The organism is Agaribacterium haliotis (genome assembly GCF_002312815.1).
Lineage (GTDB): Bacteria > Pseudomonadota > Gammaproteobacteria > Pseudomonadales > Cellvibrionaceae > Agaribacterium > Agaribacterium haliotis.
In genome coordinates, this window is sequence record NZ_NKQJ01000008.1 from 1 (window position 1) to 16,191 (window position 16,191).

The following is a 16,191-nucleotide window of genomic DNA, read 5'->3' on the forward strand; positions in this document are numbered from 1 at the left end:
GAATTATTTATGGGGCTGCGCAAAGACTTGTTAGCGGCGTAAACTAAAGAAAATTGCGGTTATTACTTGAAAGCGCGCAGTTAGAACAGCTAACTTTAAATGCAAATCAACAGTTGTTACCGGTCAAGCAATCTTTATCAGAAAAGCAGCAACTTGAAGAGCAAAAACTTGAGTTGGCTTTTAAGGATATACCTGCAAGCCAGGGTAAAACTGGCCGACAAATTGGTGCTGAATATCAGACTCTGTTAAAACAAATTGAGCAGATACGCCCTAAACAAACCACCTTGCAAGATCGCCAGACACAAATTGACGAATTGTACAACTCGCGAAAGAAGCTGCTTCTGGAGTTAGAACAACACACAAGTGCGCGTGCGAGTAGTATTACTAAATCTGTTAAAAGGTTAACAAGAAAACTGGAGCAGAAGGTACGGCTTACCCTACAGCCAGAAGGTGGCCGCCAAGAACTTGTGAATTTTCTGACTGGGTGCAATTTAGAGGGGGTTGGGCCTAAACGTCTCGCCTGGGTATTAGAAGGTAACTTCTCTCCAAGCAGTTTAGCCTCGACTATCCGTCAAGGAGAGTCGGAGCTAGGACGAAAGTTTGGCATATCAGGCACTGTTGTTTCAGCTTTAATTCGTCTTTCAGAAGTAAAACTAATGGAACTGGAAGAATTGCAGTTACCGGATACCATGGCGATTGAGTTAAATGTGACTCATGGAGAACGAGAAGCTGTATTTAGGTCAATTGATGAATTATCGACGGGACAGCAGTGCACTGCTGTTTTGCACTTATTGCTGTTGGATAATCAAGACCCATTAATCCTTGATCAACCTGAAGATAATTTGGATAACGCATTTATAGCTGAGAGGATAGTCGCAGAACTACGTAGGGCTAAACTGAGTCGTCAGTTTCTATTTGCAACACATAATGCCAATATTCCGGTTTTCGGTGATGCTGAATGGATTGGCGTTTTGAGCGTAGAAGATAATAAAGGGCTAATTCTTCCAGAACAACAAGGTGCGATCGATGTTTCCAATGTTCAGGCTTTAGCCGCAGATATATTAGAGGGCGGGAAAAGTGCATTCAATCAGCGTCGTGAGAAATATGGATTCGTGTAAAGCACAATCTTGGGATTAATCACTAAGAATCAGGTTCCGCACCTCTTTGAAACCGTGAAATTAGCTCGTATGTTATTCTTCTACATGAATTATCAATCTATCTAGCCATCAAGCTCAGAGTTGAACCTTCACACTATCGTGTCGGAGGTTCACTATGTTCAAAAACCTATTTTTTCAAACCAAAGCACTACCAGAACTGTCATCGCAACTGGATGCAGAAATCCCACGCTACCCGCCATTCCTGAAGGGGTTGCCAGCTGCGTCCCCCGAGGACTTGCAGTCCACACAAGACGAGCTAATTGCCAAACTGCGCCAGGTACTTGGCTTTAATCAGCGTGATTTTCAACGGTTGATTCAGCCCTGTATTGACCATCTGGCTGCTTACGTTCATTTGTTGCCAGCTTCTGAGCATCATCATCACAGTGGTGCTGGTGGTTTATTACGTCATTCGTTGGAAGTTGCTTTCTGGGCGGCACAAGCAGCTGAAGGGATCATCTTTGTTGCCAGTGGCACACCGGTTGAGAAAAAAGAGCTTGAACCAAGGTGGCGTGTCGCGGCGGCTCTTGGCGGTTTGTTCCATGATATTGGTAAGCCTGTTTCAGATTTGTCCATCACAGACGAAGATGGACGCTATCAGTGGAACCCTTTTTTAGAAACCTTATCCCAGTGGACCACTAATAACAGCATTGAACGCTATTTCATTCGTTGGCGCGACGGACGGTGCAAGCGGCACGAGCAATTTTCAATTCTGGTTTTAAACCGGGTGATGACACCTGAGTTGCTCGCCTGGTTAACCCAGCCGGGCCCTGAGATTTTGCAAGCCATGCTGGAGGCAATTGGCAATACTGATCCCGAGCATGTCCTGTCTAAATTGGTCATTGAAGCTGACCAAACCAGTGTCCAGCGAGACCTGAAAGCTCAACGAATTTCCGTTGACGACAATGCCCTTGGTGTCCCAGTCGAACGCTATCTACTTGATGCCATGAGGCGATTACTTGCCAGTTCCCAGTGGCTGGTCAATCAGCGAGACGCCAGAGTCTGGTTACGAAAATCGAATCAATCAACCCATCTTTACCTGGTTTGGAAAAGCGCGGCTAAGGACATCATTGAGCTGTTGGCCAAAGACAAGATACCTGGCATTCCAAGAGATCCCGATACCCTTGCGGACATCCTTATTGAGCGAGGATTGGCCACTAAATCCGCCTCGAATGAGCGATATGAAAGCCTTGCCCCTGAAGTGCTGATCAAAGACGACAAGCCCATCTGGTTACCCATGCTGCATATATCTGAGGCCGATTTATTGTTCAGCTCGAATGTACCAAGTAGTGTGAGACTGTTTAGCAAATCTGAGTGGGAAGCAACACAGCAAACACAAGCAGAGCCACAGAGTCGCTCCAGTGAGCATTCAGACTTGCCTGAAGCGTCATCATCAATCGAACATAGAAAATCGACTGAGTCACCATCGACAAACTCGTCCGAACAAGATGATGAACTTCGTCTTGCCAGTGATGTTAATAACCCCCAGGCAACTGAAAATGCTCCAGGTGATGGATGTGAAAAGCCTAACAATTCATATGATGGCGCTATCTCAAATAACGTAAACCAGCACGATGCAGAGGCATTGAATCTCCCTGAATCTTTGGCGTGGCTCCCAGAGGCCACCAGTGCGTTGGTTATGGTTGGTGAGCAAGTCCTGATCCGCTATCCCGATGCCGTAAGACATTGGTGTGCTCCCCGAAAACTGCTTGCTGAACTCAGTCGATTAGATTTGCTTGAATTAGATCCCGCAAACCCGACACGAAAGGCCAGAACTGTGACTACAAAAGGTGGCGTTCAGGAGCAAGGGTTGCTGCTGAAAGTATCGATTTCTAAAGGGCTTACTTCACTGATTGACCTTCCTAAACAAGACGCAGAATCAGCGGTAGCAATTCAGAACGAAGAGGCTTCACAGCGTCCGAGTCGAACTGAGACAACCAATGCCCAAGCAAGAGAGCCCGCCAAAAGAGCGGAGCGTAAGCAAAAGCCGATTGCGCCCAATGCGAACTCAAGTACAGACCCCAAAAACGCGCAGCGGCAACAGATGGTTAATTTTGTGAAAGATTTGCCCATCTTACTGACCGATGGCGATTACCCAGACGTGGATCATAGTGCCGATGGTATTCGCGTCACGATACAAACCTTACGCCAAGTCGCCAATGAGCATGGCATTCCAGCCGGACAGCTGTTTCGGGGGATCTCGGCCAGTGACCAATGCCAGTTTGATGAAGGGGAAACGGTTCTGTTTACCGCTCACTCTGAACGTTAATCCATTTGAAATTAATCAGATTGCAAACGGTTATTTTGCGGAGCATGAATGAAAGAAAACGCATACGAGATGCCCTGGCGCACGAACTATGAAGCCATGGCAGCAGCAGGTTGGCTGGTCGGAGCAACTGGGGCAATTGCCGCAGAAATGCTGACTGAGCTACCTCCTGAGCCATTTTGGTGGATGACAGGGATTTCCTCGGGCATGGCGTTGTATCGCCTGCCTGAGGCTTACCGTCTTCATAAGTTACAGAAGGGATTAAAAGGCAAACCTTTGGCTTTTATGGAGCTGTCGCATTTGCAAAAAGTGATGGCAAAACATCCTGATGAATTGTGGTTAGGATATGGCTTTGAGTGGGACCAACGTCATGCTCAACGCGCTTATGAAATATTAAAGCGGGATAAGCAAACCTTGCTTAACCAAGGTCACGGCAAACAAATGGGTTCGACCTGGATTCATGGTGTTGAGCCCAAAGAAGAAGATGTGTACCAGCCAGTTGGTCACACCGAGGGGCATACCTTAATTGTCGGAACGACCGGTGCCGGAAAAACCCGATGCTTTGATGCGATGATCACTCAGGCCATTTTACGCAATGAAGCCGTGATTATTATTGACCCCAAGGGAGACAAGGAACTTAAGGATAATGCGCAGCGAGCCTGTATTGCCGCCGGTAGTCCTGAGCGCTTTGTGTATTTTCATCCGGGTTTTCCAGAGCATTCAGTACGTCTTAATCCCCTGAGGAACTTTAATCGGGGTACTGAAATCGCCAGCCGAATTGCGGCATTAATCCCATCTGAAACCGGTGCTGATCCATTTAAAGCCTTTGGCCAAATGGCACTGAATAACATCGTGCAAGGTTTGTTGCTTACGTCACAACGTCCTGATCTGAAAACACTGAGACGATTCTTGGAAGGCGGTCCAGAAGGTTTGGTAGTAAAAGCCGTCACGGCTTGGGGTGAGCAGGTGTATCCGAACTTTAGTGTGGAGATCAAGCGCTTTACCGAAAAAGCCAACACATTAGCTAAACAAGCTATGGCGATGCTGCTTTTTTACTACGAACGCATTCAGCCCGTTGCCGCCAATACCGATTTGGAAGGCCTTTTGAGTATGTTTGAGCATGACAGAACCCACTATTCCAAGATGGTGGCCTCATTGATGCCGGTGCTCAATATGCTCACATCAAGTGAGCTAGGCCCATTGCTATCACCGATTGCAAACGATGTGGATGACAGCCGGTTAATTACGGATTCTGGCCGTATTATCAACAATGCCCAAGTGGCCTATATCGGGTTGGATTCCTTAACCGACGCCATGGTTGGCAGTGCCATTGGCTCGTTGCTTTTATCCGATCTCACCGCCGTGGCCGGTGACCGCTATAACTATGGTGTTGAAAATCGTCCCGTAAATATCTTCATCGATGAGGCGGCTGAGGTCGTCAACGATCCCTTCATTCAACTGCTCAACAAAGGCCGTGGCGCAAAAATGCGTTGTGTGATTGCTACTCAGACCTTTGCTGACTTTGCCGCTCGTACAGGCAGCGAAGCTAAGGCTCGCCAGGTGTTAGGTAACATCAACAACTTGATAGCCCTTCGGGTGATGGACGCCGAAACACAGCAGTACATTACCGACAATCTGCCTAAGACTCGGTTGCAGTACATCATGCAAACTCAAGGTATGTCGTCCAACTCGGACAGCCCCGCGTTGTTTACCGGCAATCATGGCGAACGCTTGATGGAGGAAGAAGGCGATATGTTTCCACCGCAATTATTAGGCCAGCTCCCCAATCTGGAGTACATCGCCAAGCTTTCAGGTGGACGCGTGATTAAGGGTCGCCTTCCTATTTTAACCAGCTCTACACAGGCAGCATAAGGAGTCTGTATGCATCATTCTGTCTGTCTGAAAATGACAACACTTACCAGTAAAGAAATGCTCGCTCAGTGGCAGCAACATAACCCTCAGTTCAAGGAAACCTTAAGACTGCTTGAAACCGACTGGCCTCATGCTTTGGCCTCGGTGTTTTGCTTGGCGGACTACTTAACGGATGCGTTCACGTTAGATGGTCATTCCATCTTTGATTTGTGTCTGAGCAATGGCTTGGGTAGTTATGAAGAAGTCAGTTGTGATGATGACAGTGTACGCCTTTGGCATTTCATTGAGGCACTGACCTGGACTGCATCCAGTGCTTTAACGGGGATTCGGCTGCGTGACCCTGATCATTTCGAGTGGGCTGCCGTAGATGGTGTGTATTTCTACTCCTGGATTCGTAATCGTCCAAATCGGATGGCGTATTTGGCTGAAGGACGCATCGATGTGCGTTATGTCAGTGGTCATACGACGACAAAGCGGCTTCAACAAGTGATTAAAGCCCGGATTATGACGCCAACCGTTGCAGCCATGCTGGCGCGAGCTGAAGAGGATGTTTGGCATGAGCAAGCATAAGTCGGTTTGGCTACTGTGTCTGGCACTGATGCTAGAGATTATTGCTATTGGCGTGTTAGTGCCCGGTGATTGGACTGGCCGAGTCATCAGTAAAGAGAAGCAGATGATCCAAAACCAAGTGGGCGCACAAACAAGCTATTGGATTGGTCAAACTAGCCATCGCTGGTATCAGTCATGGATTGTGGATACGCAGATGGAGCAATCTGTGCGTGATTTTCTAATCCCCACTGAAGAGCAGCGACTGCGCTCTAAAGGGATGGAGAACATGGGTGGCTTTTGGTTTGTGTGGGTAGAAGACCGTATTCAGGCATTTTTTGATGTGCTGTACCAAGTGTTCACTCGATTTGCTTTGCTGATGGTCTGGTTGCCCTTTGCGCTTATTCTCATGTTACCGGCGCTGTGGGACGGCTTGATGACCTGGAAGATTAAGAAGACAACCTTTGATTTTTCGAGCCCTATCATTCACCGCTACAGCATGATTATCCTGGGCTCAGGCGTCATCTTGCTGTTTATGGGATTGTTCGCCCCGCTGGCTATTCCACCGGTGGTACTACCGTCGCTGATCATCGGTTTAGCGTTGATGGCGGGGTTGGCGTTAAGTCACTTGCAGAAGAAGATTTAGTGTTCCAGATTTACTTCTTTCTGGTCGTCATTACACTTTTGGCTGGGGGCATGAGTATTTTTTAGTATAGCTCGTTCAATACCATCAAACTCATGCTCCAGTTTTTTATATTCGTTATACACCGAAGTTTTTTTAAGAGCCTTCTTCTTCAATGTTTTTAAAGACATCAAGTTTATCCAAAAGCAAGTTCATAAGGTTGGACGTGTAACGTTGCCTTTTTATTTCTGAGTACTGACAAGTCATAAGCGCTTTGCAGGCGTAACCAGTGGTCAGCAGAGGGCTTAGCAAAAGCCAGTTCCAAGCGGACGGCCATTTCCGGAGTTATTGCACCTCGACCGTTCAATACCTTGGATAGGGTTTTACGGCTTACATTTAAGTGCTCTGCAACATCGGTAATCGTCAACTCCAACGGCTCGATGACCAACTCTTTTAATATCTCACCAGGGTGAGCTGGGTTATGCATAGTCATTAGTGATAATCCTCGTAGTTAACAATTTCCGCATCACGTCCGTTGAATCTGAACGTAATGCGCCAATTACCATTAACAGTGACCGACCAAGTGCCTTTTCTTGAACCTGAGAGTTCATGTAAGCGCAGTCCTGGAAGGTCCATGTCATCGGCGATTTCTGCTTGATCAAGGTTAGATAGAATTAATCGAAGTCGCTTGGCATGAGTCGCCTGTATGCCCGCTGTGCTGCCTGTTCAATAAAACTTTTCCAGACCTTTGTGCTTAAAACTTTTTATCATAGCTCCATTGTAACCCTAAAGGTTACGATATCAAGGTGCTTGTAAGAACTGAATCGCTAAGCCACCTCAAAACCTTCAAGAATTCGGCGTCTAGCTGACCACTGAACCTACCAATCCCAAGGCATTCTTCACTTCTCAATTCAAACAACGAGGAGTGACTATGGAACCTGTGAGTATTCCGTCCTATATCGATGACCCGCCGCACTTCCTGCTTTGGAGTGCCGACGAGATGGCTCCCATTCTGTTGGGGCTAGTGATCGGCATTTTTACCGGTAATGCCTTGGTTTTATGCCTGTTGGGGTTGGTGACAACCAAGCTCTATCGGCGTTTTCGTGATGGTCGCCCGGATGGTTTTATTCTTCACGCCATCTACTGGGCCGGACTGTTGCCAACCAAAGCCAAGACGATCCCTAACCCATTTATCAGGAGCTATCTGCCGTGAAGTTCGACGTGTTTTTAAAATCATGGCAAGGCACGCAATTAGAGAACCGATGGCAACGGTTCCTGATTGCGGTGCTGGTGCTATCTAACTTGCTGCTTGCGGTTGCGGCATTTTCTCGCAATACCGTGATAGCCATTCAACCACCAACCTTGTCTGAAACGGCTGAAGTGTCACGAAACCAAGCCACTCAACCTTACCTAGAGTCCTGGGGGCTCTACCTGGCTGAGCTTATGGGCAACGTGACGCCGGGTAATGTGTCTTTCATCCGAGTTGCTATCGAGCCGCTGCTTTCTCCAGCGGTGTACCAGCAAGTGGTCGATGCACTGGAAATTCAGGCAAGGCAAATCCGAGAAGACCGAGTCACGCTCAAATTCCAACCCAGACAAGTGGAGTATGAGTATGAAACCGGCCATGTCTTTGTGACCGGTTATTCCTTGGTTTCTGGGCCATCTGGAGATGAACAGCGCCAAACTCGCACCTATGAGTTTGACATCGATATTGAGCAATACCGTCCAAAGCTCAGTTGGATGGATACGTATGAGGGGCAAGCTAGAACGAAACGCGTTCGTGAAAAGTTGACCCAAGAGCAAAACCGGAGGGTGAATGATGCGAACCAAAATTAGTCGATGGATGACACCAAGCTTAATCGCAATCAGCTTGAGTGGCGTCCTGTTATCTCAAGCGTCGTATGCAGACGTGGAATTGCCGATTGTGCCAGCCAGTGTGATGAAACAGTCTGCTACTGCAAATCCACCGGTTCAAACCAATACGGTTTCAACGGATGTGCCAACAACGCTGCTGATGACACCGGGGGTTAATGAACTGATCCCTGTAGCTCTTGGTCATCTGAATCGGATTGTGACGCCGTTTGAATCACCTCAGGTGAGAACAACCAGTGATGCTCAGACGCAAATCAAGGGGAATGTTGTATATGTGGCCACGGACAAAGAATCACCGGTTTCACTTTACATCACACCGCCTGGTCAGGAAGCACCCGCATTATCTGTCACCTTAGTACCTCGTCGTATTCCACCGCGTGAAATTACCTTAGCGATTGATGGTCAGCAGTGGCCTATTAAGGGCGTCGTGAACCGAAAAGCCGCCACTTGGGAAACGGCTCAGCCATACGTCGATAGCTTACGTGATTTACTCAGACGCCTTGCACTAAATGAGTTACCACAAGGCTATGACATCCGTTTAGCTGGCCAAACTGACACAAGCCCGAAATGTTTTCAGCCGGGCTTAAAGTTTGGTTTTAAGCAGGGGCAAATTGTGACGGGACATTACTTCACCGTCTATGTAGGACTGGTTGAAAGCTTTGCCGATGAGCCGATAGAAGCCAGTGAAATAGCCTGTCATTCACCAGATATAGTGGCAAGCGCCTACTGGCCTCGCAATATCTTGTTGCCAGGTGAAAAGACTGAGTTGTATGTGGTTGTTCGCAATCATCGTGAAGAAGCGGTTGAAAGTCAGCGACCTTCGCTTCTTGTGGGAGGTGAATAACGATGAAAGCACAATGGGAACAAATGAGCCCGAGCATGAAGCGGGGCTTATCGGTTGCTGGTATTGCTGGTGGTCTCATCCTTATGGTGATGGTGTTTTCACCTAATCCTGACGATGGCTCAAGCAGTCGGAACCGACAGGAAACAATCCGGCACATTCTTACGGATACCAATACTCGTGATGTTGGGGTCGATAGTTTGGCTGCGAACGTAAAACTACTCAGTGAGCGCAATGAACAGTTACGTCGTGAAGTTGAGCGCTTGCGTCGTGACGTTGATTCAGGACGGCTAAGCCCAGGTTCGCCTTCTATACCAAGTGAGGTCAATGCGGAGTTGGCTCGCCTTCGAGCGGAACTTGATGATGTTCGCGCTGGAGGTGATGCAGCAGTTGAAGGCACAAATAGCCGTTTCGAAGTGCCTTTATCTGCCATGGCATTGCCTAAAGAAGAAAAGCCACTGCCGTCTAACCCAGACGACTATTTTGCCAATGCGCCGCTGCCTGATCCGCTCTATCAGCAGCCAGCCAATGGCCAAGGTATACGAGCACGAGATGTTCCATTGCCGCCAATCACGATTCGTATGATTGAGCCTGAAGTGGTTGCTGAACCAGAGGTTGTTGTGCAAGAAGCGCCGCCTTTGTATCTACCGGCGGGCAGCATCATCTCAGGTACTTTGATCACAGGTTTGGATGCTCCTACTCACGAGTCCGCAAGACGCGAGCCTTTTCCTGCATTGCTGAGGATTCAAAAGGAAGCCATTTTACCCAACCGATTTAGAGCGGATATCAAAGAGTGTTTCTTGATCGCCGCAGGTTACGGTGATTTGAGCTCAGAGCGTGCCTATTTGCGAGGCGAGACCATTTCATGTGTGAGAGAAGATGGTGGCGTCATTGAAACACGACTGGATTCTTATGCCGTGGGTGAAGACGGCAAAGCCGGTATTCGTGGCCGATTAGTGTCGAAACAAGGCCAACTGGTGGCCAAATCAATGATGGCCGGATTCCTTCAGGGCTTGGCTGGCGCATTTGATGTAAATCCTGTTCCGACGATTCAGACGGGTAATGCCGGTGATACTCAGTTGTACCAGCAAGTCATGAGCCAAGAAGCATTACAAGGCGCTGCGATTAAAGGCACAGGTAAAGCATTGGATCGAGTGGCCAAATTCTATTTAGACATGGCTGAAAATATGTTCCCAGTCATAGAGGTAGACGCTGCAAGGAAAATTGAAGTCATAGTCACTCGTGGGGCCTCGTTGTCATTGACTACTTCGCAAGGGGGAGGTGCAAGAAGATGAAAAAATCCTGCATGTTGCTAACCGATCGAAGTCCGTTTCAGACAATAAGATGTGTATCCAGAGGAGAGTTAACCATGACGACACCAATGCAGAACAACCCAAAGCACCAGTCAAAACAGTACTCTAAAGCTGGATTACTTTTATTGGCAGTCGGCTCAACCTTATTGTCTGGCTGTAGTTCATTGGGTCTTGGAAGTAGTGAATATGGATGCCCAGGTATGCCTGACGGTGTGCGCTGTTTATCCGCTCGTGAAGTCTATGAGCTTACCAGTAATGGCGCTGCACCCAAGACGATTGATGCTGTGGCGACTCGAATTGGTTCTCCCTCTGGGTATTCACAATCTGATTTAGATACAGGACTGCTGAGCCATCCAGCATTACCTGAGACGCAGCAATCTGCACCTATTCGCATTCCTTCAAGGGTGATGCGGATTTGGATTGCGCCTTGGGAGGATGACCGTGGAGATCTGAATTTATCCAGCTACGTGTTTACTGAAATTGAACCGCGCCGGTGGGATCTTGGGGTGTCAGCACCTCGAACGGTTTCGCCAGTGCTACGTCCACTTCAGACTCAAAGCGATACAGCCTCAGCGGGAGCTGATGGTAAGCGCGATAACTTGAGTATCTACGGAGAAACTAACGAATGACAAATGCAGTTCGCACCATTCAAACTCAGCGCCTAATGACCATTGGTGCGCTTGGTTTAATGGCGTTAATGATTTCGGAGCCCTCATTTGCAGGCACCGGTGGTGATGCTTTCACCGATGTGTGGGATACCCTAAAAGATTGGACCCAAGGTACTTTGGGACGGATCGTAGCGGGAGCCATGGTTCTGGTGGGTATTGTGGGCGGTATCGCTCGCCAAAGCTTGATGGCCTTTGCCTTGGGCATTGGTGGCGGTATGGGTCTCTACAACACACCAACAGTCGTTGAAAGTGTTATGTCTGCAACTTTACCTGTCGTTGCCAGCACTCAAGAAGTCATTGGCACAGCAGTTCCAGCAATCAGCGCCGTTTTACTGGGCACCTGAATGTGAGCCATAGTAGTCAGTTCACTTAAGGCAATCAAACTTAGGTCTACACAACATCGGGTTATTGGTGATGTTGTGTAGACTTTTTCATTTCAACAACGCCACATTAGCGATTTTGGTTTACAGTATTTGGTATATTAACACCTAAAGTGTTAAAATCCCTATCGTAATAAACTAAATGGTTTATACTGTTCGTGATATTCACACTTGGGGTGTTAAAATGTCATCTAAGATAAACTGGCTTGTTGCTCATACTTCTCCTGGTGCGCTAGTACTTCAGCAATGGCTGACTGAAAACGGCGTGAGCTATTCCTTGGCTCAAAAGTACGCGCAGAATGGTTGGCTGAAGAAGCTTAGTTCTGGCGTGTACTATCGTCCAGATGCGCAGGGCGATATAAAGCCAACTTGGGTTGATGCCATTCAAGCATTGGATGTGCAATTGGGTGTTTCAGTTCATTTGGCTGGATTGAGCAGCTTAACTCACCAAGGACTGAGTCACTATTTGCAGCTGAACAAAGAGCAAGTTTGGATTTGCGTTAAAAACAAGTCGTCCTTACCGAAATGGTTTCGTGAATTCCCTTATCAGAATTGGTTTTACTGCGGAAACCATAAGCTTGAAGTGAATCCCGAGAAGGATTTGAAAAGGATCACGATTAAAGAGAAAGAGCTCACTGTCAGCTGTGCAGAACTTGCTGCCTATGAAGTGGTAGACGCGATTGGGAAGCTGATTTCATTTGAGCATGTCGCAGAATTATTTCAGGGTTTAGTCAATCTTAGCCCTAGAAAAGTACAAGATATTCTTGAACGAAGCAGCTCTGTTCAGGCAAACCGAATATTTCTATTTCTGGGTCGATACTACGATCACCAGTGGGTCGATCGCATAGATGAAACAAGAATTGAATTGGGTGCAGGAAAGCGGCAGGTGGTCGAAAAAGGGCGTTTTGATGAGCGATATCAAATCACAGTGCCAGAGATATTAAGCGTCAAAAAAGGTGAACAACATAATGGATAAAGATAGCCCATATTACAAACAGGTTTCCTTGCTCATAAGAATGCTTCCTGTGGTAGCAACAGAGACGTTTTTTGCACTTAAAGGTGGCACCGCCATTAATTTATTTGTGAGAGATTTTCCTCGGTTATCTGTAGATATTGATCTTGCTTATCTTCCACTTGAACCAAGAGATGAGGCTTTGATTAATGTCAGGGCTGCATTGCAGCGCATTACAGACAGAATCAATACTCAACCAGATATCAGAGCGGCATTTCAGGATAATAAAGCTGATGAACTGAGAATAGTTGTATCAAGTCCGGTTGCGACGATCAAAATTGAAGTGTCGCCCGTCGCCAGAGGTACATTGCATAGCGCAGAAATAATGCCAGTTCAAGAGTCTGTTGAAGACGAGTTTGGTTATGCTGAGATTCAGGTAGTCAGTCTTCCCGATCTGTATGGTGGGAAATTGTGTGCTGCAATGGATCGCCAACATCCTCGCGACTTATTCGATGTGCGTATGTTACTGGGCAGTGAAGGGATTTCGAGAGAGATTTTAGTGGGCTTTTTAACCTATACACTAAGTCATCCCCGGCCTATTAATGAAGTCATGTCGCCAAACTGGCAGCCTCTGAATGAGAAATTTCAGGCAGAATTTGACGGAATGACTTTTGTAAAAGTTGAATGCGAAGACTTAGCCTCTGTTAGGCCTATCATGTTAACTGCACTGCAAAAACATTTCACAGAAAGGGATCATGCCTTCCTCATGTCATTCAAAAGAGGGCAACCTGATTGGGCATTGTTTGATTGTCCTAGTGCAGCAGACTTGCCAGCGATTCGTTGGAAATTGCAGAACATTAACAAATTGGCAAAGAATCAAGCAAAACACCAAGAGCAATTAGATAAATTGAAGCAAGTGCTTGATGATTGGCTTGCTAACGCAAACGCCGAGTAATTTGTTTATAACAAACCTCAACGAGCTATAGGACCCCTAGTTAGATTGCGATTTCTTCAATCTATCTAACCGAGTCCACATAGGTGTAAAAAAACGGGCTCAGCTAAACCGGTTGGCTAGTAACGGCGCTTCTGTCATCGCTAGTAGGCGATTAAAGTGTTATGTCTGCAACCTTACCTGCTGTTGCCAGCACTCAAGAAGTTATTGGCACAACCGTTCCAGCAATCAGCGCGTTTTTACTGGGCACCTGATAAACAGCTTATAAATATATAAAGGCTTTAAGTCTACGGTCTACGGAGTCACTTCCTCTGTAGACCTTTATCGAATCAATACAGCTAATTATTTTGCTTAAATTGACAGAAAACAGATCGTCATTTAGCAGAGCTCAAGCTTATTATCAAATAATAATTGATAATAAATCAAAGGCAATCATATTTATACTCTATCAGTAACGCTCTAAGATAGACTCATCAAAAAGAGGCAGTTCAAAAAATCGCATTAATTATCATGAGGAAAATCTAATGAGCAAGCTTACTATTGTGGCTAATATCGTGGCCAATGAAGATAAAATCGAACTTGTAAAAGAAGAGTTATTGAAGCTGATTGATATCACTCGCGCTGAAGAAGGATGTATTAATTATGACCTTCATCAAGACAACGAGAACCCTGCACATTTTATGTTTTATGAGAACTGGGAATCTCGTGAATTATGGCAAGCGCATATGGGCAACACGCATTTAGCAGAATACATGACAGCAACCGAAGGTTGTGTGGCCAGTTTTACACTCAATGAAATGACACACATCGCTTAACAACAAGTTTAAAATTGATTTCTAGAAAGGCCTTTATGGCCTTTTTCTCTTTATATAGTAAAGACAATGATTACTGATATTTGGTTTTATTTATCTGCGATACCAGCAGTGTTTTTTTATGGTATGGGCAAAGGGGGGATTGGGGGTATTTTAGGGGTGCTGTCAGTACCATTAATGGCGATGAGTGTTTCGCCTGTCCAGGCAGCTGCTATCTTATTACCTCTTTTATGTGGAATGGATTTAATGGCATTGTTTTATCATCATAAAAATTGTAATTACGCCGAACTTAAAATAATGATGCCATTTGCTGTGTTGGGGGTGATTATCGCTTCATATTTTATGGAAAATCTTCCTCCTCATCTTGTCGAGTTGATCATCGGTGGATTAGCACTGATTTTTTTAGTTCAAAAACTATTGTTGAAAGCATCGGGTCAACCTAAGTTAATAAAAGGTTATATGCTCAACCTATTATCGGGTTTTTCCAGTACGATTGCTCATGCTGGCGGCCCTCCGGCTAGCATGTATTTGCTACCTAAAAAACTGCCTAAAGAGCAACTTATTGGCACCAGCGTTGTGTTTTTTGCTGGGCTTAATTTTGTTAAGTTAGTTCCATACAGCTATATGGGACAACTTGATGAACAAAATTTAATGACCTCACTCCTGCTTGTACCTATTGCATTTTTAGGGGTGAGAACAGGTGTTAGGTTAGTCAATATCATTTCTCAAGAGCTGATTTACAAGATAAGTTATAGTGTGCTTTTTATTACAGCTATAAAGATGTTGTACTCAGGTATCGTGACGTTATAAGTAACATGCTGCACCTTATATTGCTCCTTTTTCCGCTAATCGCTCAAGAATCGCATTAGCTTTTTCGCGAAATAAATCCTTCAATAACCGAACCGTTGGTGTTATCGACTGACGGCTCGGGCAGACCAACCAGAGTTCAGTTGCTGTTGGTTTGTACTCGTTCATCATACTTAGTAGTCGCCCCGAAAGAAGGTCATCAGACAGATCAAGACAAGATTTTATCGCAATTCCTTTACCGGCCACACACCATCGTCTGACAAGATCCCCGTCATTTGAAGCCCTGTTGCCATTCAGTTTTATTTTATGAGTTGTGTCCTCGTGGCTGAATCTCCATTCATTTTGTAAAACATCATGCAGTTGATAAAAGAGTATATTGTGTTCTAGTAAATCATTTGGATGTGTTGGTATGCGATGTTTAGCTAAATAGTTCGGGCTAGCACATATCACTCTAGGTACATCACAGATTTTAAAACCGTACATATTGGCGTCGGAGGGGGAGCCATAGCGCAGAGCCATGTCAACAGAGTCACGATAGAAGTCAATATTGCTGTCACTGATATTTGAACGGAGCGATACGGTTGGGTACTTAAGCAAAAACTCATCTAACCAAGGCGTTACAAGGTTTCGTCCTAAATCAGATGATAGTGCAATACGAATCTCACCATCAATGATGCCTAATTCTCCACGCATGTTCATTTTAGCCTGTTCAAGCATCTTTAGCGCTTCTTCACACTGAGGTAAATAGCGTTCTCCTGCAGGTGATAACCTTAAACTGCGAGTTGTGCGCACAAACAGTTCGGCACCTAACGAGGCTTCGACTCTTTTTACGGCGGCACTAGCTGTTGCAGTTTGCATATCCAAACTGGTTGCAGCAGCAGTAATACTGCGAAACTCAGCAACTTTCAAAATGACATGTAAATCTTCTATGAGCATAGTTAAGCTCCTAATCAAAAGTTTTAGGGGCGTTATTTTATCATTTTTTTTGATAATGATTCAAACAGAGTGCTGTTTTTGTTTGTTAATGACTAATCTAAGATAGACACGGTTGAGCAAAACTGTTTGAGCACAAGACTAAATAGATGAGTCTCGTGATTATCTATTTATTTTTGAAAAGGTTTAAAAAATAAATAG

At 45.9% G+C, this 16,191-nt stretch carries 19 protein-coding genes; 15 read left to right on the forward strand and 4 right to left on the reverse strand.

Annotation, left to right across the window (positions count from 1 at the left end):
* The first annotated feature begins 53 nt into the window (after positions 1-53).
* The 5 genes from CFK45_RS10270 (at position 54) to CFK45_RS10290 (ending at position 6,484) form a co-directional block, all read left to right on the forward strand.
* The gene (locus CFK45_RS10270) at positions 54-1,118 is read left to right on the forward strand and encodes a P-loop NTPase family protein (protein ID WP_239923636.1); all 1,065 of its coding nucleotides are present in this window, start codon (positions 54-56) and stop codon (positions 1,116-1,118) included.
* A gap of 154 nt (positions 1,119-1,272) precedes the next feature.
* Positions 1,273-3,423, forward strand: coding sequence for a MobH family relaxase (gene mobH / locus CFK45_RS10275; RefSeq protein ID WP_096086374.1), 2,151 nt, complete (start codon positions 1,273-1,275; stop codon positions 3,421-3,423).
* A 48-nt stretch (positions 3,424-3,471) separates the two neighbouring features.
* Positions 3,472-5,292, forward strand: coding sequence for a conjugative transfer system coupling protein TraD (traD, locus tag CFK45_RS10280; protein ID WP_096086375.1), 1,821 nt, complete (start codon positions 3,472-3,474; stop codon positions 5,290-5,292).
* A 9-nt stretch (positions 5,293-5,301) separates the two neighbouring features.
* The gene (locus tag CFK45_RS10285; RefSeq protein WP_096086376.1) at positions 5,302-5,862 is read left to right on the forward strand and encodes a conjugative transfer protein; all 561 of its coding nucleotides are present in this window, start codon (positions 5,302-5,304) and stop codon (positions 5,860-5,862) included.
* A complete protein-coding gene (locus tag CFK45_RS10290) occupies positions 5,849-6,484 on the forward strand; it encodes an IncC plasmid conjugative DNA transfer DtrJ family protein (protein ID WP_096086549.1) in 636 nt (211 codons plus the stop codon). The genes CFK45_RS10285 and CFK45_RS10290 overlap by 14 nt, the downstream gene beginning before the upstream one ends.
* Here CFK45_RS10290 and CFK45_RS18465 read toward each other — a convergent pair.
* Genes CFK45_RS18465 through CFK45_RS10300 form a run of 3 tightly spaced genes read right to left on the reverse strand, consistent with a single transcriptional unit; the run spans position 6,481 to position 7,168 of the window.
* The gene (locus tag CFK45_RS18465; protein ID WP_158224671.1) at positions 6,481-6,651 is read right to left on the reverse strand and encodes a hypothetical protein; all 171 of its coding nucleotides are present in this window, start codon (positions 6,649-6,651) and stop codon (positions 6,481-6,483) included. The two genes, CFK45_RS10290 and CFK45_RS18465, sit on opposite strands and share 4 nt — an antisense overlap.
* Before the next feature lie 5 nt (positions 6,652-6,656).
* Positions 6,657-6,953, reverse strand: a complete 297-nt coding sequence (locus CFK45_RS10295) for a HigA family addiction module antitoxin (protein WP_096086377.1) — start codon at positions 6,951-6,953, stop codon at positions 6,657-6,659.
* Positions 6,953-7,168 carry a type II toxin-antitoxin system RelE/ParE family toxin gene (locus CFK45_RS10300; RefSeq protein ID WP_349677396.1) on the reverse strand — a complete coding sequence of 72 codons (216 nt, stop codon included), beginning with the start codon at positions 7,166-7,168 and terminating at the stop codon, positions 6,953-6,955. Before CFK45_RS10300 ends, CFK45_RS10295 begins: the two co-directional genes overlap by 1 nt.
* 223 nt (positions 7,169-7,391) lie before the next feature.
* Here CFK45_RS10300 and traL point away from each other — a divergent pair, with 223 nt between their 5' ends.
* The 10 genes from traL (at position 7,392) to CFK45_RS10350 (ending at position 15,060) form a co-directional block, all read left to right on the forward strand.
* A complete protein-coding gene (traL, locus tag CFK45_RS10305; protein WP_000433891.1) occupies positions 7,392-7,673 on the forward strand; it encodes a type IV conjugative transfer system protein TraL in 282 nt (93 codons plus the stop codon).
* Positions 7,670-8,296 carry a TraE/TraK family type IV conjugative transfer system protein gene (locus CFK45_RS10310; protein WP_096086378.1) on the forward strand — a complete coding sequence of 209 codons (627 nt, stop codon included), beginning with the start codon at positions 7,670-7,672 and terminating at the stop codon, positions 8,294-8,296. The genes traL and CFK45_RS10310 overlap by 4 nt, the downstream gene beginning before the upstream one ends.
* Entirely contained in the window at positions 8,277-9,176 is a 900-nt protein-coding gene (locus tag CFK45_RS10315) for a TraK domain-containing protein (RefSeq protein ID WP_349677395.1), read from the forward strand. The genes CFK45_RS10310 and CFK45_RS10315 overlap by 20 nt, the downstream gene beginning before the upstream one ends.
* A gap of 2 nt (positions 9,177-9,178) precedes the next feature.
* Positions 9,179-10,468 (forward strand): TraB/VirB10 family protein, encoded by a 1,290-nt coding sequence (locus CFK45_RS10320; RefSeq protein ID WP_096086379.1) that lies wholly within the window; start codon positions 9,179-9,181, stop codon positions 10,466-10,468.
* A gap of 74 nt (positions 10,469-10,542) precedes the next feature.
* Positions 10,543-11,115, forward strand: coding sequence for a TraV family lipoprotein (locus CFK45_RS10325; RefSeq protein WP_143247551.1), 573 nt, complete (start codon positions 10,543-10,545; stop codon positions 11,113-11,115).
* A complete protein-coding gene (gene traA / locus CFK45_RS10330; protein ID WP_023584042.1) occupies positions 11,112-11,498 on the forward strand; it encodes a TraA family conjugative transfer protein in 387 nt (128 codons plus the stop codon). The genes CFK45_RS10325 and traA overlap by 4 nt, the downstream gene beginning before the upstream one ends.
* Positions 11,499-11,718: 220 nt before the next feature.
* Entirely contained in the window at positions 11,719-12,510 is a 792-nt protein-coding gene (locus tag CFK45_RS10335) for a type IV toxin-antitoxin system AbiEi family antitoxin (RefSeq protein ID WP_096086381.1), read from the forward strand.
* Positions 12,503-13,441, forward strand: coding sequence for a nucleotidyl transferase AbiEii/AbiGii toxin family protein (locus CFK45_RS10340; protein WP_096086382.1), 939 nt, complete (start codon positions 12,503-12,505; stop codon positions 13,439-13,441). The genes CFK45_RS10335 and CFK45_RS10340 overlap by 8 nt, the downstream gene beginning before the upstream one ends.
* 521 nt (positions 13,442-13,962) lie before the next feature.
* The gene (locus CFK45_RS10345; protein WP_096086383.1) at positions 13,963-14,253 is read left to right on the forward strand and encodes a putative quinol monooxygenase; all 291 of its coding nucleotides are present in this window, start codon (positions 13,963-13,965) and stop codon (positions 14,251-14,253) included.
* Positions 14,254-14,319: 66 nt separating this feature from the next.
* Entirely contained in the window at positions 14,320-15,060 is a 741-nt protein-coding gene (locus CFK45_RS10350; protein ID WP_096086384.1) for a sulfite exporter TauE/SafE family protein, read from the forward strand.
* A gap of 15 nt (positions 15,061-15,075) precedes the next feature.
* Here the strand turns inward: CFK45_RS10350 and CFK45_RS10355 are convergent, their stop codons facing one another.
* The gene (locus CFK45_RS10355) at positions 15,076-15,993 is read right to left on the reverse strand and encodes a LysR family transcriptional regulator (protein ID WP_096086385.1); all 918 of its coding nucleotides are present in this window, start codon (positions 15,991-15,993) and stop codon (positions 15,076-15,078) included.
* Positions 15,994-16,191: the final 198 nt, after the last annotated feature.